19 protein-coding genes and 1 pseudogene are annotated in these 22,279 nt (G+C 64.4%); 8 read left to right on the forward strand and 12 right to left on the reverse strand.

Annotated features, from left to right (window positions below):
• From AB4099_RS34355 to AB4099_RS34370, 4 genes and pseudogenes are all read right to left on the reverse strand, one after another.
• Window positions 1-593 (reverse strand): annotated as a pseudogene (locus tag AB4099_RS34355) (hypothetical protein); the annotation flags it as partial.
• Between the two features lie 397 nt (window positions 594-990).
• Window positions 991-2,052 carry a methyltransferase gene (locus AB4099_RS34360; RefSeq protein WP_441481397.1) on the reverse strand — a complete coding sequence of 354 codons (1,062 nt, stop codon included), beginning with the start codon at window positions 2,050-2,052 and terminating at the stop codon, window positions 991-993.
• A 342-nt stretch (window positions 2,053-2,394) separates the two neighbouring features.
• Window positions 2,395-4,245 carry an ABC transporter ATP-binding protein gene (locus tag AB4099_RS34365; RefSeq protein ID WP_441481398.1) on the reverse strand — a complete coding sequence of 617 codons (1,851 nt, stop codon included), beginning with the start codon at window positions 4,243-4,245 and terminating at the stop codon, window positions 2,395-2,397.
• A gap of 88 nt (window positions 4,246-4,333) precedes the next feature.
• A complete protein-coding gene (locus tag AB4099_RS34370; protein ID WP_441481399.1) occupies window positions 4,334-4,582 on the reverse strand; it encodes a hypothetical protein in 249 nt (82 codons plus the stop codon).
• 369 nt (window positions 4,583-4,951) lie between these two features.
• On the opposite strand from AB4099_RS34370, the gene AB4099_RS34375 reads away from it, so the two are divergent.
• The 6 genes from AB4099_RS34375 to AB4099_RS34400 all read left to right on the forward strand — a co-directional run bounded on the left by AB4099_RS34375 (window position 4,952) and on the right by AB4099_RS34400 (window position 9,371).
• A complete protein-coding gene (locus AB4099_RS34375) occupies window positions 4,952-5,407 on the forward strand; it encodes an ester cyclase (protein ID WP_113518883.1) in 456 nt (151 codons plus the stop codon).
• 247 nt (window positions 5,408-5,654) lie between these two features.
• Window positions 5,655-6,764: a bifunctional DNA-binding transcriptional regulator/O6-methylguanine-DNA methyltransferase Ada gene (ada, locus tag AB4099_RS34380; RefSeq protein WP_162768500.1), complete on the forward strand. Its 1,110-nt coding sequence runs from the start codon at window positions 5,655-5,657 to the stop codon at window positions 6,762-6,764.
• Window positions 6,765-6,808: 44 nt separating this feature from the next.
• On the forward strand, window positions 6,809-7,450 hold the full coding sequence (locus AB4099_RS34385) for a DNA-3-methyladenine glycosylase family protein (RefSeq protein ID WP_113518885.1): 642 nt from the start codon (window positions 6,809-6,811) through the stop codon (window positions 7,448-7,450).
• A 6-nt stretch (window positions 7,451-7,456) separates the two neighbouring features.
• The gene (alkB, locus tag AB4099_RS34390) at window positions 7,457-8,107 is read left to right on the forward strand and encodes a DNA oxidative demethylase AlkB (protein ID WP_113518886.1); all 651 of its coding nucleotides are present in this window, start codon (window positions 7,457-7,459) and stop codon (window positions 8,105-8,107) included.
• A 152-nt stretch (window positions 8,108-8,259) separates the two neighbouring features.
• Window positions 8,260-8,511, forward strand: a complete 252-nt coding sequence (locus AB4099_RS34395) for a hypothetical protein (RefSeq protein WP_441481400.1) — start codon at window positions 8,260-8,262, stop codon at window positions 8,509-8,511.
• A gap of 305 nt (window positions 8,512-8,816) precedes the next feature.
• Window positions 8,817-9,371 carry a methylated-DNA--[protein]-cysteine S-methyltransferase gene (locus AB4099_RS34400; protein WP_441481401.1) on the forward strand — a complete coding sequence of 185 codons (555 nt, stop codon included), beginning with the start codon at window positions 8,817-8,819 and terminating at the stop codon, window positions 9,369-9,371.
• A 142-nt stretch (window positions 9,372-9,513) separates the two neighbouring features.
• On the opposite strand, the gene AB4099_RS34405 is transcribed toward AB4099_RS34400, so the two are convergent.
• From AB4099_RS34405 to trhA, 3 genes are all read right to left on the reverse strand, one after another.
• Window positions 9,514-9,888 carry a hypothetical protein gene (locus AB4099_RS34405; RefSeq protein WP_441481402.1) on the reverse strand — a complete coding sequence of 125 codons (375 nt, stop codon included), beginning with the start codon at window positions 9,886-9,888 and terminating at the stop codon, window positions 9,514-9,516.
• A gap of 254 nt (window positions 9,889-10,142) precedes the next feature.
• Complete coding sequence (locus AB4099_RS34410; RefSeq protein ID WP_441481403.1) at window positions 10,143-10,802, reverse strand: methyltransferase family protein; 660 nt, start codon at window positions 10,800-10,802, stop codon at window positions 10,143-10,145.
• 107 nt (window positions 10,803-10,909) lie between these two features.
• On the reverse strand, window positions 10,910-11,587 hold the full coding sequence (gene trhA, locus AB4099_RS34415; RefSeq protein ID WP_113518892.1) for a PAQR family membrane homeostasis protein TrhA: 678 nt from the start codon (window positions 11,585-11,587) through the stop codon (window positions 10,910-10,912).
• Window positions 11,588-12,249: 662 nt separating this feature from the next.
• On the opposite strand from trhA, the gene AB4099_RS34420 reads away from it, so the two are divergent.
• Window positions 12,250-14,025, forward strand: a complete 1,776-nt coding sequence (locus AB4099_RS34420) for an MOSC domain-containing protein (RefSeq protein WP_441481408.1) — start codon at window positions 12,250-12,252, stop codon at window positions 14,023-14,025.
• Between the two features lie 150 nt (window positions 14,026-14,175).
• Here the strand turns inward: AB4099_RS34420 and AB4099_RS34425 are convergent, their stop codons facing one another.
• The 5 genes from AB4099_RS34425 to AB4099_RS34445 all read right to left on the reverse strand — a co-directional run bounded on the left by AB4099_RS34425 (window position 14,176) and on the right by AB4099_RS34445 (window position 19,753).
• Window positions 14,176-14,418, reverse strand: a complete 243-nt coding sequence (locus AB4099_RS34425) for a hypothetical protein (RefSeq protein ID WP_441481410.1) — start codon at window positions 14,416-14,418, stop codon at window positions 14,176-14,178.
• Window positions 14,419-14,838: 420 nt separating this feature from the next.
• A complete protein-coding gene (locus tag AB4099_RS34430) occupies window positions 14,839-16,344 on the reverse strand; it encodes a M81 family metallopeptidase (RefSeq protein ID WP_441481409.1) in 1,506 nt (501 codons plus the stop codon).
• A gap of 11 nt (window positions 16,345-16,355) precedes the next feature.
• Window positions 16,356-17,936, reverse strand: coding sequence for an ABC transporter substrate-binding protein (locus tag AB4099_RS34435; protein ID WP_441481404.1), 1,581 nt, complete (start codon window positions 17,934-17,936; stop codon window positions 16,356-16,358).
• A gap of 162 nt (window positions 17,937-18,098) precedes the next feature.
• Complete coding sequence (locus AB4099_RS34440) at window positions 18,099-19,280, reverse strand: GGDEF domain-containing protein (RefSeq protein ID WP_441481405.1); 1,182 nt, start codon at window positions 19,278-19,280, stop codon at window positions 18,099-18,101.
• Window positions 19,250-19,753: a hypothetical protein gene (locus AB4099_RS34445; protein WP_441481406.1), complete on the reverse strand. Its 504-nt coding sequence runs from the start codon at window positions 19,751-19,753 to the stop codon at window positions 19,250-19,252. The genes AB4099_RS34440 and AB4099_RS34445 overlap by 31 nt, the downstream gene beginning before the upstream one ends.
• A 138-nt stretch (window positions 19,754-19,891) precedes the next feature.
• Here AB4099_RS34445 and AB4099_RS34450 point away from each other — a divergent pair.
• A partial coding sequence (locus AB4099_RS34450; protein WP_441481407.1) for a beta strand repeat-containing protein occupies window positions 19,892-22,279 on the forward strand: 2,388 nt, incomplete at its 3' end.

Raw genomic sequence — 22,279 nt, forward strand, 5'->3', positions numbered from 1 at the left:
ACGCGAAAATCGGTGTCGACAATGGCCGTCGGCGCGGCCGAATGGGTCAACCACGCATAGCCGGAACCGTAGACGTTCTCAGAGGTGCCAAAGGGCAGCTTGTCCTCGTCGCCCTTGGCGCGCCGGTAGACCAGGGCGCGGTCCTGCCGACTGAACGGAACTTCGTCATGGTCGCTTTCGATGATGTATTGCCGGATTTCCGGCCGGATGCTTTCCATCAGAAAGCGCAGATGCCCGATCACGGGATAGTTGCGCAGAATCGAATGCTTGTGCTGGCGCATATCATGAACGCCCAGAAGGACCAGCGCGCCCGCAACCACCGTCGGGACAAGCAGCCACCCGCTATAGACGAGCCCCCCAGCAAGCGAGGCGACAAAAGCGAGCATGGCAAGGACAAATACCGCATAGCGTTGATTCAGCAGAGCATTTTTTAGCATGATATCCTGGCGCAATGCGTGGTCGGTGTACGTTGAACGCGGGAAGTTCGGGGTTTCCTGAAGAGACGGCGGCAAACGGCGCCGTCCTCTTCCTCGAGACCGAATCTGGACGATCTCATCGGGAATATAGCCCTCCTGATCGACCGCGCGCCACACAGCTTGGCTCTGCCACGCGGGCAAGATTCGGCAGGTCTATGAACAGCGTCCCGAGAGTTTCGCTGCGAAGTTCCAGTCCCCCTCCGCCTGGTTCAGCTGGCGTAGAGTTTGACGAAGCGTATTGCGCGCCGACGGGCCGAGCGCGTGTTGGGATGCCGCGAGGCGTGACGACGCGCCACGGACGTCCGCTTCCTGGCAAGGTCCCAACGTCCGGACCTCGCGCAACTCTGATGCAGCGCTAGGCGCTACGGGCGGACGTGGTCTTCCGTGCCTCGCTGCTGCGTCGGGGTGACAACGGCCGCAACCATCGGCCGGTTCTCGAAGCGCACCGTCTTCCGGATCGGCCGGACCGAAGCAATGACAATCAAAGGCGCTCACTCATCAAGCGCATCCCGGATTACGCCGCCAGCGTCGCTTCGACGATGCTCACGTCGGAGCTGGTGGGGATCACCCGCGTCAGGCGGAAGCCGGCCTTGGCGAGGAGCTGTCGGTATTCCTCCTCCGTTCGCTCCTGGCCGCCGGGCAGCACCAGCATCACCATGTCGAGCACCTTGCCGGGATGGGGCGTGTCGCCGGCGGGCAGCACCATCTCCACCAGCAGCAGCCGCCCGTCGGGCGGCATGGCCTTGCGGACATGGCTGAGGATGGTGAGGCACTGCTGCTGGCTCCAGTCGTGGATGACGTGGGACAGCACATAAGCGTCGCCGCCGGCGGGAACCGTCTCGAAGAAGTCGCCTGGCTCGATCGCCACGCGCGCCTGCACGCCCCGTTCCGCCAGCAGGGCCGGCGCGTCGGCCACCACATGGGGCCGGTCGAACAGGATGCCGCGCGGCCGCTCGTGCCGCGCCAGGATCGCCGCAAGCAGGTTGCCGGTGGCGCCTCCGACGTCGACGACGGTGCCGAAGGCCGAAAAGTCATAGGCCTCCGCGACGGCAGGCGGCTCCCGGCCATGGAAGCCGACCATCGTCTCGCTGAACAGCGAGGCCTCGTCCGGATGCCGGCCGAGATAGTCGAAGACCGGCACGCCCTGCGCCTTCTCGAACGCCGTCCTGCCGGTCTGCAGGGAATAGACGATGTCGTCGAAGGCCCCCGCGAACCAGGGGCTGCCGGCGGTGAGGATGGTGGCCCGCGCCGAACCGGGCGCGCCCGTCTTCAGCGCCTCCCCCAGCGCCGTCAGGGCAAAGCGCTGGCCGGCCTGCTCGGCAAGCAGGCCCAGGCTGGCGAGGCAGCGCATGAAGCGATGGAGCGAAGGCGCATGGAGCTGCAGCGGGCCGGCCAGGTCTTCGGCACTGCGCGGGCCCGTGGCCAGGTGATCGGCCAGGTCCAGCCGCGCCGCAGCGTAGACCAGCCGCGAAACCCAGGCGGCCGTCGCCATCTGGATCAGGGTGACATGCGGGGGAGGCTCCGGCGCTGCCGCGGGAGGCACAAGGGTCGAAGCGGCGTGGGGCGTGGCGTCCATGGTACTCTCCCGAGAGGCCTGCGATGGACTGGTAGCGCAACCCTGAAGCATCGGCCCGAACAGTGGATTGCGGTTTTCGGGGCAAAGTCGATGCAAGCACAAAAGGTGAGATCATCGGATCGGATGCGATGTCCGATCCGATGATCCAGGATATCACGGCCGGCCACCGCCGGCACGGCATTGATGAGGTTGATCATGCCTTCGGGGAGATAGACGGGTTCGCGCTCTGCTGCGGTTCCAGCGCGGTGGGAATGACGGGGGCAAATCATCGGCGGCCTTGAGCTCGCAATGGGCCTCGCTGCCCCGATGACGAGAGCCGCCGAATGAGCGTGCTCGACGAATTTACGGCTTCCGAGAACCCTGCGGGCGTGGCGGCACGATAAAGCCTCCCGATTGATGCGCCCAGAGGTCGGCGTAGAGCCCGCCGCGATCAAGCAATTCGGCATGGGAGCCCTGCTCGGCAATGCGCCCGCCATCCATCACCACAAGTCGGTCCATGAGTTGCAGCGTCGAGAGGCGATGCGCGATAGCGATAACGGTCTTCCCGCGCATCAGATCCGAGAGCGCATCCTGGATCGCGGCCTCGACCTGCGAGTCGAGGGATGACGTCGCCTCGTCGAGCAGAAGAATCGGGGCATCTTTCAGGATCACCCGCGCGATGGCGATGCGCTGGCGCTGTCCGCCGGAGAGTTTGACGCCGCGCTCGCCGACGAAGGCCTCGTATCCATGGCGCCCCTTGCCGTCCACCAGCGTGTCGATGAAGCCGTCCGCCTGCGCCTTCCGGGCCGCGTCACGCATCATCCACTCATCGGCATCCTGGCGGGCGTAAAGGATGTTCTCGCCGATCGAGCGATGCAACAGCGACGAATCCTGAGCCACCAGTGCGATCCGTGCGCGCAGCGACTCCTCGGTGACGCCGGCGATGTCCTGGCCGTCGATCAGGATTCGGCCCGATTGCGGTTCATAGAAGCGGAGCAGCAGATTGACGAGCGTGGACTTGCCCGCGCCCGAGCGCCCGACCAGACCGACCTTTTCGCCGGCACCAACGGTCAAGGATAGCCCCTCCACCACGCGGTGCGGCTTCATGTAGTGAAAATGCAGATCCTCGAAACGGATCTCGCCATGGGGAGCCTCGAGCGGACGCGCATCAGGCTTGTCGAGCTGGCTCAGCGGCTGCGCGATCGTCTTCATTCCTTCCTGCACGATGCCGATATTCTCGAAAATACCTGCGATTTCGAACGCCACCCAACCCGACATGGCGATGATCTGGGTTGTCAGAAGAAGAGCGGTCGTCAGCGTGCCCGCGTCGACCCGGCCCTCGGAGAAAAGCCAGACGCCGATCCCGCCAGTCATCACCAACAGGATCGCGTTGAGGCAGACCAGGCAGAAGACATAGACGGTATTGAGTCGTTGCTGGCGGGCGAAAGCGGCCTGGAAGCGCAGGAAGCCGTCGCGCACATAGGTGTCATCATCGGTCCGGCGCCCGAACAGCTTGACCGTCATGATGTTGGTGAAGGTGTCGACGACCTTGCCGGCGATGGCGGAGCGCGTCTCCGAGGTCTCCCGCGAGCGGACCTGCACCTTCGGCAACGTGTAGGCGAGGAGTGCACCGTAGAGCAGAAACCAGACCAACATCGGCGCGGCGAGGCGAATGTCCTGCGTGCCGAGAAGGCCGATCGCGGTCGCGCCGAAAACCAGGATCTGCCAGACCGCGCGCACGAAGGAGACGATACTCTCTCGCAGCGGCCGGGCCGTCTGCATGACCCGGCTGGCCAACCGCCCGGCGAAATCGTCATGAAAGAAGGAGAGCGGCTGGCGCACGACGTGCCAGTAATTCTGCCAGTGAACCAGCGTCGTGAAAGAGACGGCAATCGAGTGGTTCACGAGCAGGCGAAACAGGATCGTGCCCAGCGGCCGGACGACGAGCACGATCGCTGCCATGACCAGAAGAAGTTGGCCGGCAGCGTCGAAAACGCGCTCGCGTGGCACCGACGACAGGACAGAGACGAGGCGCCCGATCAGATAAGGCACCACGGCCTCAAGGACGGCGAGCACAAAGCCGACCACGAACAGCGCTGCGAACAGGCCCTTCGCCTGGCGGACGTAATGCCAATAGAACGTTCGCAGTCCGCTGGGAGGCTCGCCCGGAGGCGATGCTGTCGAATCAACAAGTGAATCGAAGAAGCTGAACATCGTTCCTTATGATTGCCACGATGCCGGCCTTGCAACCTCGAATGGTCACCGTCAAAGCGCTCGGAACATATCCGCCCAGCCAGTCTCGCTACAGCGGATGCGGTCTGGCGATGAAGCGGGATATGGCTTGCGCGACTCTCACCGCGACATCGCGTTGATCCGGGAGGCAAAGACCCGCCTCCCCCTCGACCTGGCCATGATCGATGAGCTGGACCTTGTAGACGAACTGCGGATCGACCAGCTCGCCGTATTGCACCCCGTACGAGATCCGATAGATCACCCCGCTCGCGCCGGCGGGAATGTCCTCGTGCTGGATGGGTGCGTAGCTTGGCGACATCTCGCGCTCCCGGCTCGGCATGCTCCAGCGGCTCGCATGCCTGCTGGATCCAATTCTCTCGCCGTGATGGTGTCAGCCGCCCCCGCCGGCACTCCGTTTCATGCGATCGAATTGGAGATCAGGCCCTCCGGCGACCAGGCTGGGCATTCCGCGCGCCCCGAGTGAGGCCTGTCTGCCCGGCGCCCTCGGGGGCGTGACCTCATCGCGCAATGGCCGCGGCCGGCGAGGCTTCGAACGCGGCTCATTCCGTTGTTTGGATTCGACGTCATGAATCGGAGTTTTGCCCGGACTCAGCCCCCGTATCCCTTTGCTCAGGTCGACGAACGACATCGCTGACCGGACAGGAAGCAGATGGAAGGATGTTTTCCAATGAGCAAAGAAGATGACAACAAGGCCGTCGTTGGCCGTTGGTTCACCGAGTTCTGGGGCAAGGACGTCAATCTTGCTGTTATCGATGAGATCGCGGCGCCCGATATGCTTCTGAAGTATTCGCTGCACGAACCTCGCCGCGGCCGCGCCGACATCAAGGCCTTCATGACCGACTTCCGCGCGGCGTTTCCGGACCTCAACTTCTGGGGCACCGCCGACCTGATCGCCGAGGGCGACTATGTCGTCGGCCAGTGGGAAGGCGGCGGCACGCATACGGGGGCGGCCTTCGCCGACTTCCTGGTCGGCTATGAGGCCCTTCCCGCCGCCACCGGCCGCAAGATGCATTTCACCGGCACGACGGTTCTGAAGGTGGTGGACGGCAAGATCGTCGAGGAGATCGGCCTGGATGACGGGCTCACGGCCATGACGCAACTCGGCCTCATCACGGCTGCCTGATCCCGATCATGCCGAGCCTGCGCGCGGCACGGCATGTTATCGCCCCCACCGAGAGGCCTGCGCACGATTGCGCGGGCCTCTTTGTCCTGGGCTCGCACCGCTCGCGGTTTGCTTGCAGATCTCGGATTGGCGCGGCGCAGCCATTGCAGAAATCGGGTGGGAAACATCCGATTTGAAAGCAAGGATCGGAGTGTCGCGAAGGTCGATCAGGAGCACGGTCGGGCCAGGATGTTCCGAGATGACAACAATGACCCTCTTCGCAAAGCTGACGCCCAGGCAAAGCGCCAGGCAAAGCGCATTTCCCCGCTCGGTCGCGGACGATCCGCGTTGGGCACGCATCGTCGCCCGCGACAAGGCCGCGGACGGGCAGCTCTGGTACTGCGTCTCGACGACAGGAGTGTATTGCCGCCCGTCCTGCCCATCGCGGACGGCCAATCCGAATAATGTCACGCTTCACGACACGCTGGAGAGCGCGCGGGCGACGGGTTTTCGCCCCTGCAAGCGCTGCAATCCCGATGGTCTTTCGTCAGAGGCCGGGAACGCCACCCTGGTCGCCAAGGCTTGTCGGATCATAGAGGACAGCGAGGAGGAACCTTCGCTGGAGACTCTTTCCCTAGCGATTGGGCGCAGTCCCAGTTATTTCCACCGCATCTTCAAGGCGACGACCGGCCTCACTCCAAAGGATTATGCTGCGGCTGATCGCTCCAGGAAGGTGCGCGAGGGCCTCCGCGCGGGCCATAGCGTGACCGAGGCGATCTATGACGCGGGCTTCAATTCAAGCGGTCGCTTCTACGAGAAGTCGACCGGGATGCTCGGCATGACCCCGTCACAATTTCGCGCCGGCGGAGCCAATGAGGAGATCAGGTTCGCCATCGGGCAGACATCGCTTGGGGCGATTCTGGTCGCGTCGAGCAAGAAGGGCGTCGCCTCGATCCTGCTCGGAGACGACCCCGATGAACTGCTCCGGGATCTCCAGGACAGGTTTCCCAAGGCCCGTCTGATCGGTGCGGATCGCGAATACGAGGCGTTGATCTCTCGCGTCGTCGGGTTCGTCGAGAATCCCGGCCTCGGTCTCGATCTTCCACTCGATGTCCGCGGCACCGCATTCCAGCGTCGCGTCTGGCGGGCCCTGCAGGAGATTCCGGTCGGAGCGAGGGTGTCTTATTCAGAGATCGCTCGCCGCATCGGATCACCGAATTCGGTGCGCGCCGTGGCTGGCGCATGCGCGGCGAACACTCTGGCCGTCGCGATCCCTTGCCATCGTGTCGTTCGCAACGACGGAGCGCTCTCGGGCTATGCCTGGGGTGTCGAGCGCAAGCGAACCCTTCTCGATCGCGAGGCTGCCCGGACGGCGTAAGCCCGCGACCGCCTCCCCGAATACCCTGACGATATTGGTCTTCGATGAATCCATTTTCTCGCTACGATGACTCGGTCGCCTTCCTGACGAAGCTCGACGAGGACTGGGCCAAGCTGATTGCCCGGGTTGGCCCATGCCGGCACGATCCCAAGGCTGCCCGCGAGCCCTATGAAGCGCTGGTGCGCGCCATCGCCTATCAGCAGCTCACGGCCAAAGCCGGGGACGCGATCATCGGCCGCCTCAAGGCGCTTTTCGATGACCGGGCCTTTCCCTCTCCCGAAGATCTCATTGCGGCGGAATTCGATGCGCTGCGCGCCTGCGGCTTCTCCGCCAGCAAGATCGCAACCGTCAAGGCCATCGCGGAAGGCGCGACGACGGGCGTGATCCCGGCACGCGATATCGCAATCACGATGGACGATGAGGATCTCATTGCCCGGATGGTCGCCATCAAGGGCATCGGCCGTTGGACGGTCGAGATGCTGCTGATGTACTCGCTGGAGCGGATGGACATCCTTCCGGCGGACGATTTCGGGGTTCGCGAAGGCTACCGCGCCCTGAAATCGCTTGATGAACAGCTCAAGCCCAAGGCGCTCCGCGAGATCTCGAAGGCCTGGGCACCCCATCGCACGGTCGCCTCCTGGTATCTCTGGCGAATGCCGCGCGAGCGAGGAAACACGTTGAAATAGGCAGTCATGCTTGATTTATTTGAAACGCTCGGGTCGCCGGAGCCATCGACCGAAATCATGGCCGAGGGCGCGGTGCTGCTGCGTGGCGCCGCGCTGCCATTCGAGACGGACTTGCTCAGCGCGCTGGCTGACATCACCGAACAGGCCCCCTTTCGGCACATGGTTACGCCGGGGGGCTTCGCCATGTCCGTGGCCATGACCAATTGCGGGACGGCCGGATGGGTCACGGATCGGACCGGCTATCGCTACGATCGCAATGACCCCGGGACTGGGCGCCCGTGGCCCCCCATGCCGGATTGCTTCCTCGAGCTCGCGATCACGACCGCCGCACGCGCCGGCTACCCCGATTTTCGACCTGATGCGTGTCTGATCAATCGCTACGAGCCAGGCGCCCGGCTTTCACTCCATCAGGACAGGAATGAGCGCGATTTCGCCAATCCGATCGTCTCGGTCTCGCTCGGCTTGCCCGCGACATTCCAGTTCGGCGGCCTGAAGCGGAATGACCCGGTAAAGCGATATGCGCTTCGACACGGCGATGTCGCCGTGTGGGGCGGACCATCGCGCCTGTTCTATCACGGCGTTCCCGAATTGAAGGATGGCGTCCACGGAACCGTCGGGCGCATGCGTATCAATCTTACATTCCGCGGCGCGTTGTAGCGCGATCTTGGATTTCCGTGTTGCCGGCCATGATCGGCGTGATGTCAGGACAGCCTTGTGAGCACTGGATGATCATTCGACGGGTCGATCTGTAGCAGTCAGCGTGCTGCGCGCCTGGCGCGCCCGACGACCGATACGAGGACGTTTTCGCGATGTTTTCGAGTGGCGGCTTCAACGCCAGGACGAGCCGGCGCAGACTCCCTGGGACGGAGGACGCGATTGGCGCGCTCGTCGCGCTTGCGAAGGACAACCCGGACAAGGCGCTTGTCATGAGCTATATCGGCCAACTGGTGGCCGACGGTTTCGCAGTCTGGGAGCTGCTCGAAACCGGGGAAGTCGAGGTCCGCTTCGCCTCCGGGGAAACCTATCTCCTGGCCGAGACCACGATTCTCAGACTTGCCTGACCCGGTCGTTCAAGAACCTGCCCGCATCCGGCAGTAACCGGCAGGCGCAGCACGCCGCTCGGCCTCATCGTCCATCATGCACGTGAAGCTGCGGGTGCGGCGACCGCGCACCCGAAGGCGCCAGCGCGCCTTCCGGCGTCGTGCCACCGCTTCCTGAAGATCATGACCTGGGCGGAAACGCTCATAGGATTTCCTTAGGAAGACATCGTCCAGTTCATTCGTCGATTTGAAAGCAAGGATCGGAGTTCGGGAGGCCGCTGCCAAAAGTAATTTTGATCATGAGAACTGAGCAGGGAGCTACGGTTATGAACCTCACGATCATCAATGACATGTCATGGGCTTCGTTCGAAGCCGGATCCGTCGATATTATTCTTCATGACACGGCCGACACCGAACTCGGCAAGGTGCTGATCGCCCGCAGCTCAAGAGGGGTCTGTGCCATCCTGATCGGCGACACCGCCGACGAACTGGCCGCGGATCTTGCCGACCGTTTCCCGCGGGCCACGCTCATCGCCAGCCAAGCCGCGGTCCAGGACGATCTGACCAAGGTGCGTCGCTATATCGAAGCCCCCGTTGAAGGGCTGCACCTCGCCCTCGACATGCGTGGGACGCCGTTCCAGCGCCGCGTCTGGGAGAAGCTGAGGGCGATCTCGCTCGGTCGGACGGTGAGCTATCGCGAATTGTCGCAGGTGATCAGCCCGTACGCCCATCCGCGGGCTGTCGCAAACGCCTGCGCCGCCAATCCGATTGCGCTGGCCATTCCCTGTCACCGCGTCGTTCGGAGCAACGGCGATCTGGCAGGCTATCGTTGGGGTCTCGAGCGCAAGCGCATTCTCATTCAGAAGGAAGCCATGGCATGAACGCGAAGCGTGCCGCGCTGTCTTCTGAACGCCAGCTAAGGTCTCGACGGCTCACCCCGTCGAGGCCTTCCTGTCTCGCCGGCAAGCCGCGCGGATTCCACCACATCCAGGCAACCGCGTCGGTTCGTCGGGAGCAATGGCGTCAGTTGGGGAGAAGAGGCTCTGACGTCTCGAGCCGTTCGCGGTGAGTGAGGAGATCCTGCGCAAAGAGCGGCACCGCCCCGAGCGTGATGGCAAAGGCGACATCGAACCCGTCATCGGCCGTCAGGGTCACGAGCAGGTGCCGCAAATCGGACGCGCACTCGACCTTGTATCCGCGCAGCGCGTAGACATGGCGCAGGCTGTCGTCGGAGAAGCGCCGGCGCAGGGCCATGGACAACAAGCGTGGCAAGGTCATCGCCAGCCCGCTCGCTTCGTCGAACGATAATTCGATCTTGCGGAGCTCGCCGGCATGCTCCGGAAGGGCGATCGTGATCCGGTCCCCTTGAGGAGAGACGTCACAGGATTGAACGCGCATCAGGCGTTGCCTTCCTCCAGCACGGATGAACTGGCGAAACCACATCGCGACCTCGCCAGGTTTCCAGGGCTACCCAAGGCGTGGATGCCCGGCACTCCGGATCATGCTTTCAAATCGAAGAGCTGCTCCCGGGGGAGCCAGATGGCCGCGCCCGCGCGATCCGGCCGTGCTCGTTGGCGCCTCCCCCGACACTGCTCGCCCCGTCTGGTGAGCTGGCGGGCGAGGAGCATGCATTCCCAAGTGAGATCTGGCCTTCACCAAATGCCCGGAACGAGCCGCCATCGGACCCGCGCGGCGTAATCCGAATAGCCTGCAAGCTCTGCCTGAAGAATGCGATCCTCCGTGATCGCGCGATGGAGCAGGAACGGCAGGCTGAAAACCACGATGAGCGCAGCCGCGAGCCACGATCCGAGTGCCGGTCCGCTTGCCACCATGATCAGAATTCCGGCGCTGTATCCGGGATGGCGAACGAAGGCGTAGGGCCCCGTGGTGATGACGTGGTGACCACGGTCGGTCTGGATGCGAATGACCGAGGAGAAAAACCGGTTCACGCGCATGGCCCACAGTGCCAGGACGTAGCCGGCGCCGACCGTGAACAGGCACATGCCTTGCAGCCAGCCGGGCACGTCGTCGCTCCAATGGAAACGACCACGGTCGAGCCCGGCAACGATCCAATGCAGGAACAGGATCAGCGAGAAGACCCTCAACGCGGGCGGCGGCTTGTTGCCGCCCGGCCGCATGCGTTCGCGCAGCAGGTCCGGATCGAGCGCTGCGAACGAAACGATCATGACGATGGCGAGGATTGCCAGATAGGTCCAAAAGCCCGGGATGGCGAGCGTGCCGGCGCTTGCGAACAACGCGGTGGCCGCAGCAACCACGAACAAGCCTGCCTGAAGGTAAGCCGAGATGGGCATCCGGTACCTTACCATTTCAGAGAGCGCGACGTGATGCCACGCATCGCCGCTCTTCCGCGCTCCTCCTCCCGGACGCCGCGTCTCGCCTGGCGGCCATCGCCGGTTCCTCAGGCCGATGGAGCCAAACCGTAGGTCGCAAGCACAGCCCCGTAGAAGCAGCCGGACGCCACGAGGACGAAGACGTGCCAAATGGCGTTCTGAAACGGAAGGCTCCGCCAGACGTGAAACAGGACGCCCACCGTGTAGAGAACGCCGCCCGCCAGCATGAGCCACAAGGTGACCGCAGGAAACTGCGCAACGCGGTCCCACACGATCACGCCGCTCCAACCGAGGCAGAGATAGAGAACGATCGAAACGCGCTCGAACCGGCCGGGCAGAGCAAGCTTGAGCAGGACGCCGGCGAGCGACGCGATCCATACGGCAGCCAACAGCGCTTGCGCCAAAACGGCTTCGCTGAGCTTCATCAGGAAGGGGGTGTAGGTCCCGGCAATCAAAACGTAGATGGCCGAATGATCTAGGCGTCGCAACAGCCCCTTCATGGGCGACACCGGCCACATGTTGTAGAGGGCGGAAACGCTGAGAACGGCAATCAACGCGACGCTGTAGATCGCGACAGACATCAGATCGGCCAGCGAAGCCGTCGCGAGCACTCTCGCGATCAGAATGGCGACCGCACCCATGCCCAAGGCTATGCCAAGCACATGCACGGCGCCGTCAGCCCAAAGCTCGGCACGGGTGAAATCGAAGCGCCCATGCATGGGTTGACGCATCTCGGATTCCTTCAAGTCATGTCAGGAGATCGAGAGAAATCGGCCTCCTCGCCCACGCCATCGAAGCGGGACATCTTCTATCGCCGGGACAAGCGCCTGACATTCAAGCGCACTTTGGAGCGATACGCACGCACGATTGCGATGGGAGACGACCCTGCTGCGAGGCTCGAAAAAGCCTGCTGAGCGGCCGCCAGTTTCTCGGTGACCATCAATTCGGCCTCGCGACCAGCGGCAGATCCGCCGGCTGACAGCCTGATCGTGCGCAGCCATATGGCCTGCTGCGCTTCGGTGGCGAGCATCGAGAGCTCGTAGAGCATTTTGAACATCGGAGCCGCCCCCTCGCAAAGAAGCTGAAGCCGGGCGTAGGCAGAATGTTCCGTCGCTATGGCGGCCTTCAGCAGATATCCGGCACAATGCTCTGCGCGATCTCCGGCCGGTGCAGCGCCGGCCGCGTGAGTAAGGCCCGGCCAGCTTGGGAAGGCCTGAGGCTCACTCAGCCCGTCCCGGCGTCAACGTCCTTGCGCGGCCTGGTCGAGGGCGGTGCGCCGGCCCCTGGCGTCGCGTCATGGTTTGTAGAGCCCTCTTTCACATGCGGGCCTGCGGAGGACATAATCTTGTCGGGCTTCCCGGCGGGCTTCTTGTCCGTGCCTTCAATCCAGTCGCAGGAGGAGGACGTGATGGCTCGCTTGCTTTCGGTCAACGTGGGCCTGCCACGCGACATTCCGTGGCGGGGCAAGACCGTCCGCACCGCCGTTTGGAAAGCACCAGTTCAAGGTCCGCGCGCGGTACGTCGGCTCAACATCGATGGCGATGGGCAAGGAGACCTTGCCGGGCACGGCGGCGAGCACAGGGCCATTTTAGTCTATCAATTGGACTCCTATCGCTTTTGGCAAGGTGAGCTAGGCCGTGACGACTTCTCCTATGGACAGTTCGGAGAAAATCTTACGGTCGATGGCTTGCCGGACCGGGAGGTCTGCATTGGCGACCGTTACAGGATCGGCAGCGCCGTGTTCGAGGTGACGCAGCCGCGCGTCACTTGCTACCGGGTCGGTCTTCGCATGAACGAGCCGCAAATGGCCGCGCTGCTGGTGGCGCGCGGCAGGCCCGGTTTCTATCTGCGTGTTTTGGAGGAAGGCCAAATCGAAGCGGGAGATGAGATCGTCCAGGTCGGAATCGGCGCCGAGCGTATGACCGTCGCCGAGATCGATGCACTGCTCTATAGGCCCGGTCACCCTCGCAGCCAGATCGAGCGCGCGCTGCGCATCCCCGCACTGAGCCCAGGCTGGCGCGGATCCTTCCAGACGCTGCTCGCGCAAGAGCAGAGCGGCGGCGCGACGACGGGAAATGCCGGGCTCGCTCCGGCGTCCGGGCCGCCTCCGGCTTGGGCGGGTTTCCGTCCGCTGCGGGTGTCGCGCAAGATTCGCGAGAGCAGCGCCGTGATCTCGCTGGCGCTTGAGCCCGTGGATGAACACCCCCTGACGGCTGCCCTTCCCGGCCAGTTTGTGGTGCTGCGCCTGAGGCCGGCCCAGGTCGCGCCGGCGCTCATGCGCAGCTACTCCTTGTCGGGTGAACCCAGCGAGCGCTGCTATCGGGTCAGCGTAAAGCGGGAACCGCACGGCGTGGTGGGCACCTATATCGACGAAGCGGTGCAGATTGGCGACGTGCTGGACGTGAGCGCGCCACGAGGCAGCTTCACTCTTCGGCCGGACGATGGCCCCGTCGTCCTCCTGAGTGCGGGGGTGGGGGCGACTCCTGTCATGTCGATGCTCCACGCATTGGCGGCCGAAGCGTCGCCGCGGGACGTCTGGTGGCTGTACGGGGCCCGCTGCGGCCGCGAGCATCCTTTTGCTCAGGAGGCCCGAACCCTGCTCAGAGCCTTGGCCCACGGCCACCGCCACATACGCTACAGCGCGCCCGATCCCGAGGACAGGCCGGGCGCGGATTTCGATGCTTATGGACGTTTGGACATGGGAGCGCTTCGGGATCTGGACGTCCCGCGCCATGCCGACTTCTTCATCTGCGGGCCAGCGGCCTTCATGAGCAACCTGACCGCAGGCCTTGCAGCCTGGGGCATCGCTGAAGACCGTATCCACACAGAACTGTTCGGCGCAGGTCCGTCGAATACCCCGGGGATCGTCGCCTCGCCGCAGCGGCCGCCGCACTTGCCGCCGCACCTGCCTCCTGGGCCTTCCGCCGCGGGGCCGATGGTTTCGTTCGCCCGGAGTGGCTTAAGCGTCCCTTGGGGGCCGGCGTTTCAGAGCCTCCTTGAGCTTGCCGAAGCTTGCGACATCCCCACGCGGTGGTCTTGCCGCACGGGGGTCTGCCACTCCTGTGAAACCGGGCTTGTGGCTGGGAAAGTCGCCTACCGGCCCGACCCTATCGATCCACCAGGCGGCACCAATGTGCTGATCTGCTGTTCCCAGCCTCTGGGCGACGTCGTCGTCGATCTGTGACGGAACTGAGTATCCGTGCTTATTCAACAGGCCGCTGCCGCCACCAGACGGAGCACGCTCGAATGTCTCGCATGAGGCGAGACTGGGCCTTGAGCAATCTCGAACGGCGATGTCCGCTTCCGGGCGATGCGCAAGAGTCAGTTAGTGGCGCTACCTGAAAGGAATTTGCCAGAGGACAGCATCCCAGCCCTTGCCGTCATACGCTACCACAATCCTGGCCGGGCTGGCGCGGATGCTGCCGCACGCGCCAAAACAGGGCGCCAGTTCAATCACCCACTCGCCTGGCGACCATCGCCGGATCATCAGGCCAATATCGAGATGACGAAAGCGATCATCGCCATCCCACTCGGCATCTCCGTGCACGGCCCCATCATCGCCGGCAGGAATGGGCATGCAACCCTTAAGGGGATGCGGCAGATTTGAGGAACGGCCCGCGACTGGCGCCAGTTTACCAGTCAATGCTCCGTGGCAGGACGAAGCGGATCATGGATCCGACGCCGGAGAATTGACGCGGTCTAGATGGTCCCTCCAGGACCGCCAAAATAGATGGTGGTCCCTTGTTGATCTGGATTGCTTCCGGTGACCGTGCACCAATCTGCCCGCGGCTCACGCCGAGAAGCAAGTCGACGGCCGAGACGCGGTCGTTTTCATCATAGAGTGCGATCCGGCTCATGGAGGCCGCTTTCCCAGGGCCTTCGGCCGCAAGAGCGCCGGATCCCATCGGCAGACATTGCTTTAGTGCAGCGGTCCAGGCATGCGCCTGATGTCAGCTCGGCCCGCCGGCGGTCATAGCGTCGACCACCGAGATTCCGCCTAGGAATCCCCGCCCTCCTCCGGCTGAAAGCGCGGGTTGCCATAGGGATAGTAGTCCTTCAGCGTCAGGTTCTCGTAGGGCAGCGCTTCGAGATGCACCGTGCCCATGAAGGGCTTCGGCGGCTCGACCAGGAGGATCGTCGGCGCGAAGCCGCTATCGTCAAAGCCCCGGCGGAAATGGACGCGGGACTTGATCGCGATGATATCGAATTCATCGGGCTTGAGACCGAGCTGCCAGAGTTCCGATGGCTCGATGATCTGGACCAGATAGGAGCTCAAAACCAGCACATTGCCGTTGCCGAAGCTGACGCAGACAGTCTCGCTGCCCATGCCGCGTCGGTTCGTGGCCGCACGGATATCGCGGATCGTGCCGGTGATGCGCACAGGCTCTCCGGCCGTTTCATCGAAAAGCCCGCCGATCTCAGCGTCGAATACATCGCCAGGCCGAGCGCCGGCTGCGAGCACGGCACGAATGGCCTCGGGCGAGGCGATGGTGGCGATCAGGGTGCGCTCACAGCTCTGCGCGATGATCTCCTGCAGCAGCCAGGTGGCGTAGCCCGAGCGATCGCTGTAATCGGCGAGCACGACCGGCGCCCTGCCCGCCGTCACAGCCTCGCGGGCCAGAACCACGCCCTGCTCCATCGTGTGGATCTTCACGGTCTCGAGCAGCGCCTTTCGCCGGCGCCAGATCCAGTCGGCCATATCCAGCAGCACGCGCTCGGCGAGCTCCGGGTCGTCATGGGTCAGCACCTGAAGGCCCATCCCGGCATCGGGCACGTCGGACCAGGGAAAACCGAAGAAGACGTTGACGAAGACGTCAGGCTCCCTCGCCTCCCAGATCAGCGCCCGCTGGACCAGATCGGACCAGGGCGAGGCGCCGGTCCACATCACGACCGTGGGAGCGAGGATCGGAATCCGCAGCGACCGGTGCACCGGCCTGAAGCTGCCGCGGATCGCCCTGACCAGCATGCGCGCCGCGCGCTCGCCCTGCAGGTGCATGTCGTAATGCGGGAAGTATTTGACGCAGAAGGCCATGTCGGCGTGTTCCAGAAAGGCTTCGTCCTCATTGCCATGGGGATCGAATGTCGCGGAGATGAAGGCCTCCCGGCCGACGACCTCGCGGACGCGCCTTGCGATATCGGCCTCGGGACGCGGCACGCCGCGCACGGCCAGCGCGCCGTGAAGCGCCAGATAGACGCCGTCCAGCGCCGGTTGCGCCTTCAGCTCCTTGATCATGACACCGAGGAAATGCTCGTAGGCATCCTGCGTGACCCAGCCCGAGCCTGTGCCGGTGCGTGGCCAGAGCGGCGAGGTGATACCGATCAGCTCGACATCGTCATATTCGCGCGCAACCTGGACGAAACCGCCCATATAGCCCTTCGGGTCGGTCGCCAGCAGCGCCTCCCCTCCGGCCGGCGAGCCGGGATAGATGAAATCCTCCCGGGTGGTGTCGTTGGGGAGGAAGGTCACCGTCTCATGGGAGAACTGGAGAACGGCGATACGGATCGTCTTGCTCATCATGCTCGCTTCACGTCGTAGAACTGCGCAAAGCCGATGCGCATCCCGGCCAACCCGCGATAGGCCGTCTTCTCGTAATAGGCACCGAGCGGGATATAGGGAACCTCGACGAAGAACTGCTTCTGGATTTCGGCGCAGATCGTCTTTTGAGCGGCGATATCCTTGACCGCGAACCAATCGAGGCGCAGCTCTTCCAGGCGCGGCGATTTCGGCCAGCCGAACCAGGCCTGATCGCCATTGCCGCGGATGCCGAGCTGGCTGGCGGGATCGAAATTGTTGGTGCCGTTCAGATAGGTGAAGAAGATGTTCCAGCCGCCCTTGTCGATGGGTTGCTTGCTCGCGCGGCGTTGAACGACGGTGCCCCAGTCGGTCGAGACCAGGTCCACGTTCATCCCGGATTTCTGCAGCGCGTCCGCCGCCACCATCGCCAGCGCATGGGTCGAGGGGTAATCGGTCGGATCGAGCAGCACGACGCGCTCTCCGTTATAGCCGGCCGCCGCCAGCGCGCGCTTGACCGCCGCGAAATCCCGCTTGCCGACCAGAACCTCCGTTCCGGCCGTGGTCGCGAGCGGCGTGTCGGGGCTGAACACGCCGACATGGTCCTTCCACATCGAGCGTTCGTCTCCCGCGACCGCGGTCATGAACTCGCTCTGGTCGATGGCGCCGAGCAGGGCGCGCCGGATCGCGGGATTGTCGAACGGGGGGTGGAGACTGTTGAAGCGCAGGCAGCCGATGCCGCCGGCCGGATCGAGACCTTCGACCTTCACCCCGGCCTTGGCTCGAAGCGTGCCCAGCAGATCCGGTGTCGGGTTTTGCCACCAGTCGATCTCGCCGGTGCTGAGCGCGTTGGCCGCCGTCGAAGGGTCGGGCATGATGCGCCACTCGACCCTGTCGAAGAACACGCTCTTGGGGCCGGCGGTGAAGGTGGCCGAGCCATCCGGGCGCGGAACATAGCCTGCGAATTTCTCGTAGACCGCCAAGGCGCCGGGAACCCGCTCGTCGGCCTTGAAGCGGTACGGGCCGCTGCCGACCATCTCCGTCACCTGCTTGTTGGGGTCGGTCACCGCCAGCCGTTCCGGCATGATGCAGGGCATCGACGTCCCGGTCTTGCCAAGTGCGGCCGGAAGCAGCGGGAACGGCCGCTTCAGGCGGAATTTCACGACGCGGTCGGATTCGGCCGACAGCTCGTCCGTCGCATCCATCAACGCCCGGCCGAAGGCATCGCGGGCGGAAAAGCGGCGGATGCTCGGCACCACGTCCTGCGCCCGCACCGGCTCGCCATCATGAAAGCGCAGGCCCTCGCGCAAGGTCAGTCGCCAGGTCTTGCCGTCATCCTCGATCGTATGGCCCGCCACCATCTGGGGCTCGAAACCATAATCGGCGTTCTGGCCATAGAGCGTATCGAAGACGAGATAGCCGTGATTGCGCGTCACCGTCGCCGTCGTCCAGACCGGATCGACGATCGCGACATCCGCCTCGGGAACGAATTTCAGGAGTTTTGCCGGCTGCGCGAGGCTGGGCCTTGCGATCACCGAGACGGCGGCGCCAGCGGCAGCGCCCAGAAATGTCCGACGCTTCATGCTTGAGACCTTCCGTATCCAGCATCGCCGCGATGTCGGCAGGCCGATCCTAGAGCGCCGGAAAGAACGCGTGCAAGGCGCGCAGCGCAGAGCGGCCCTCGTGAACCCGCCATAGTTTGTGCAACTGCTCGTTTCCGTAGACCGCGCCCGAGCCTCTCGCGCTCAGGATGGCGTCCTTGCGGGCGCCGGCGCAGTGAGGCTCTCAGCATCGATTTCGACGCGATTTCGGCCCGAGCGCTTGGCTTGGTAGAGCGCCTTGTCGGCGCGGGCGACGAGACTGCTCAGGCTTTCGCCTCGGCTGGCAATGACCAGCCCGAAGCTCGCCGTCACATATGTTGATTGAGGCAGCCCCTCGAAACGGGTTTGCCGCACGATGGATCGAAGCCGATCGGCGAAGGCGTAGCCGCCGGCCGTATCGCAGTTCGGCAGCAGCAGGGCGAATTCTTCGCCGCCAAGACGTCCGGAAAGGTCGACCCGTCGCGCAGTCTCCTTGAGCAGCTTCGCGAAAGCTCTGAGGACGGCATCGCCGGCGGGATGCCCGAACGTGTCGTTGATGCTCTTGAAACGGTCGATATCGGCTATCACCAGGCAGATCGGCCAGGCACGGGCGTCGCGCAAGAGCCGATTGGCAGCCTCCTCGAAGCCCAGCCTGTTCGAAAGACCGGTCAGGTGATCCGTGGATCGTTCTTTGCGAAGCGTCTCGATCATGTCGCTGACGGTGACGGCGAAGACCGCCAGCGCCAGTGCCACCCCCAAGACTGCGAGCGAGAATTGCAAGGCCAGCCAGAAGGGTGACGAACCGAAATCGCCGGCCGCCGGGGGCGTGGCTCCGACGGTCAGCACGGTGCGGGGGAAGAAATGGAGCGAGAAGGCGACCAGCACCCAAAATAGGATCTGCTCCGGCAGCCGCCCGCCCCGAAGCTGGCGCAGGCGCCAGGCGGTCGCGAGAAAGATCAGCCCGTAACCGAAATTCAGGAGATAGATCCGCACGACGAGGCGGCGATCGATGTAGTAGAAATAGGCGATGGCGCCCGCGATCAGGGCCGGGACGATCAGATACGAAACCCACGGCAGCCGCGCTCCCGAGCGCCGGAGAAGCCCGTCGCTGAGAAGCAGGACGCTCACGGTGTAGATCAGCGCCGAGGTCACCGCATTCACACCATCGCCGTCCGGTATGGCGAGGATCTGCGACAAGGTCCCGGTGCAGAATAGCAGGCAGGCCGCGCCAAGAAACAGCAGGTGCTGGTGCCGTCGATCCCTCACCCAGACTGCGGCGAAGCTCACTGCAAAGACGACGAGTATTGCCGGCCCGATCAGCACGAGGGGATTGGACGGAATACGCATGCTCGCCGACATACGTGTTGCCACGGCGTGAGATCAAGCGCGGTGTGTCCAATCAGCGAGCCGGGCGGCGGCCGACCCGGTTGGGTCGAAGGCGGCCGCTCGGAACGCATCACCATCCGGTCGATCGCACCATCGGCGCTTGCCTCGCCGGTCGTGTCTCGCCGGTCTTGTCTTGCCGGTCTTGTCTTGCCGGTGACGCTGTTGACCGAATAGGCGTCGTCATCGTTCTTCTGGAAGAAGCCCTTCTCGTCATAGACACTGATCGACCGGAACACGTCGACAGGGACATCCTCGGCCTTGAGCGTGTAAACCGTCGTGCCATCATTTTTGGCCGGGGTGACCGTGGGGTAGGATGCGTCCTTGCCGCGGTTACCGCCCAGCCGGCTGCCGTGCCGGCGGCGCAGCACGCTGACTTTCGCCCAGCCGACCGCGTTCTGCTCCACCAGCGCCCGCGCAGCAGGACGCTGCGTCATTTAACATCCGAATTATACAACTTTTCTGCGGCATCTACGGCAAATGCCGTATTGTCGCGAGAGTGCCCCTGCCCTAGTTGTCGCGGCTGGCATGCAATGCGGCGGCGACTCGATCCTGTCCGCAACGCCGGGGGCTGGATGACGCGAGTACATAGGGCGGCCGGCGTGAGGCGCGGAGCGCGAGCGCCGCTCGCCATCCTGCGACTGATCGAAGATGCGGCGCGTGGCTGGCAACAATACGGCCTGCAGGCGCGCGGACACACGCGGCCGGGCCGCCGCGCTGCGTCCTTCCGGGCGACCACGGCGCTGTCTCTCGCCACCTGGCTCGCCGGCCTGCCGCTGGGAGCTGCGGCGCAAACGCCGTCCGTGACGGTGACGGGCGATGTTTCGCCTCTTCCATCGCCCAATCCGCTGCCGCATTGGACTCCGGGCGGCCTCCTCGACATTGGTCAAACAGGCACTGGCGCGCTGACCATTGCCGGCGGCGGCACCGTCAGCATGGGCTCCGAGGATGTCCGCCTCGGCAAGGAAGTGGGCGGTATCGGCTCAGTCAGCGTGACGGGGACCGGGTCATCCCTCAGCGGCAGTGGACAACTCGATGTTGGACACAATGGCACTGGCTCGCTGCTCATAGAGGCAGGAGGGACTGTCTCGTTTGATTTCGTTACCATAGGCAACGCTGGCGGCCCCTCCCATCGTGCCGCGGGCTCGGTGACGGTCAAAGGGGCCGGATCGTCCCTGAGCAGCGGCGGCATGTACGTCGGCGCTTTCGGCGACGGGACACTCACTATCCAGGACGGAGGCACGGTGTCCGTTGGGAGTGGCGGGGGCACCGTTTGGGTCGCCTCCTACGGCACTCATGGCGGTACAGGCACAGTGAACATTGGTGCCGCGTCCGGCCAACCGGCGGCGGCGGTCGGGAGCCTTCTCGCGGCCGAAGTCGCATTCGGCGCAGGCACGGGACGCATTGTCTTCAACCATACCTCTACGGCCTACACGTTCGCGCCCAAGATCACAGGCGCCGGCGCGCTTCTTATCGAGGCCGGGGTCACCATCCTGACAGGGACGAATACCTATAGCGGCGGGACGACCATCAACGGAGGCGTTCTCTCGATAAGCCGCGACGCCAATCTCGGTGCGGTCTCAGGGGGGCTGACCCTCAACGGTGGCGCGCTCAGAACCACCAGCAGCTTCACCTCGGCACGGGATGTGACGTTGAGCGCAGCCGGCGGCACGATCGACGCCAGCGGCGTGTTGACCCTTTCGGGTCAGATTTCCGGCCCGGGCTCTCTCCTTGTGAACGGCCCCGGCACCCTGTCGCTGACCGGAGCGCACAATGTCATCGGGGGCGCGTTCACCCTCAGCGGCAGCGCGAGCCCGACGCTCGAGATCAAGGGCGGTTCGCTCACGGTCGGCGATCCGACCGGCTGGGCCATGGGCTGGAACGAAGTGTCGAACGGCCTGCTCCGGGTCAGCAATGGCGGAACGCTGAAGCTGGTGGACCCGATGGGGTACCTGGCGATCAAATCCGCCATGGAGGTTTCGGGGGCAAATTCCAGCGTCACCAATGAGGGCTATACGGATGTCGGCGGTCCTGCTGCCGCGACCCTGACCATCAGCAGCGGCGGCGTGATGAACAGCAAGGCGGGCGCGCTCATCGAGGGACATGGGACCTCGGCGACCGTCAGCGTGACCGGCGCCGGCTCGGTCTGGAATGTCGAGCAGCACATGTTCATCGGCTCCAAGTGGTCCAATGGAACCGGCGCGCTCGTCGTTTCCGACGGTGGCATCGTCAATCTGAACGGCAGCCTCTATTACGATTCCGATGCCGGGCTGGGCCTCGCCAGCGCCACTGTGACGGTCACGGGCGCAGGCTCCCAACTCAACGTGGTCGACGGCCTCTTCGTCGGTTATGGCTGCGGCTGCGGCGCCACCACCGCCATGCTCACCGCCGCGGATGGCGGCACGGTCAAGGCCGGCTGGGTGGAGATCAGCGATACCTCCGTGCTCAATCTGGGCACCGGCGGGCGCGCGGGCACGATCGACACTCACGCGATCCTGAATGACGGCGCCATCGTCGCGGATTTTGTCGATACCGCCACGCTCGCCGCGAACATCTCGGGCACGGGGACGCTGACCAAGCAGGGTACTGGCCAGCTCATTCTGACGGGAAGCAACAGCTATACCGGGGCGACCTCGGTGCTGTCGGGCCTGCTCACGGTCAACGGCTCGCTGACAGGCTCCACCATCACGCTGGCCGGCGGCGCGCTCGGCGGCTCGGGCACGGTCGGGAGCGTCGTCGTCGGCCATGCCGGCACGGTCGCGCCGGGCAATTCGATCGGCACCTTGAACGTTGCTGGCAACATCTCCTTCGCTTCCGGCTCGACCTATCAGCTCGAGGTCAATGCCGCCGGCCAGTCCGACAGGATCGCCGCCACCGGAACCGCCACCCTGTCCGGGGGAACGGTGCAGCTTCTGGCGGAACAAGGCGGCTATGGCGCCTCGACGCGCTACACCATTCTGACG

The sequence above is a fragment of the Allobosea sp. 2KB_26 genome (assembly GCF_052115715.1).
Taxonomy (GTDB): domain Bacteria; phylum Pseudomonadota; class Alphaproteobacteria; order Rhizobiales; family Beijerinckiaceae; genus Allobosea.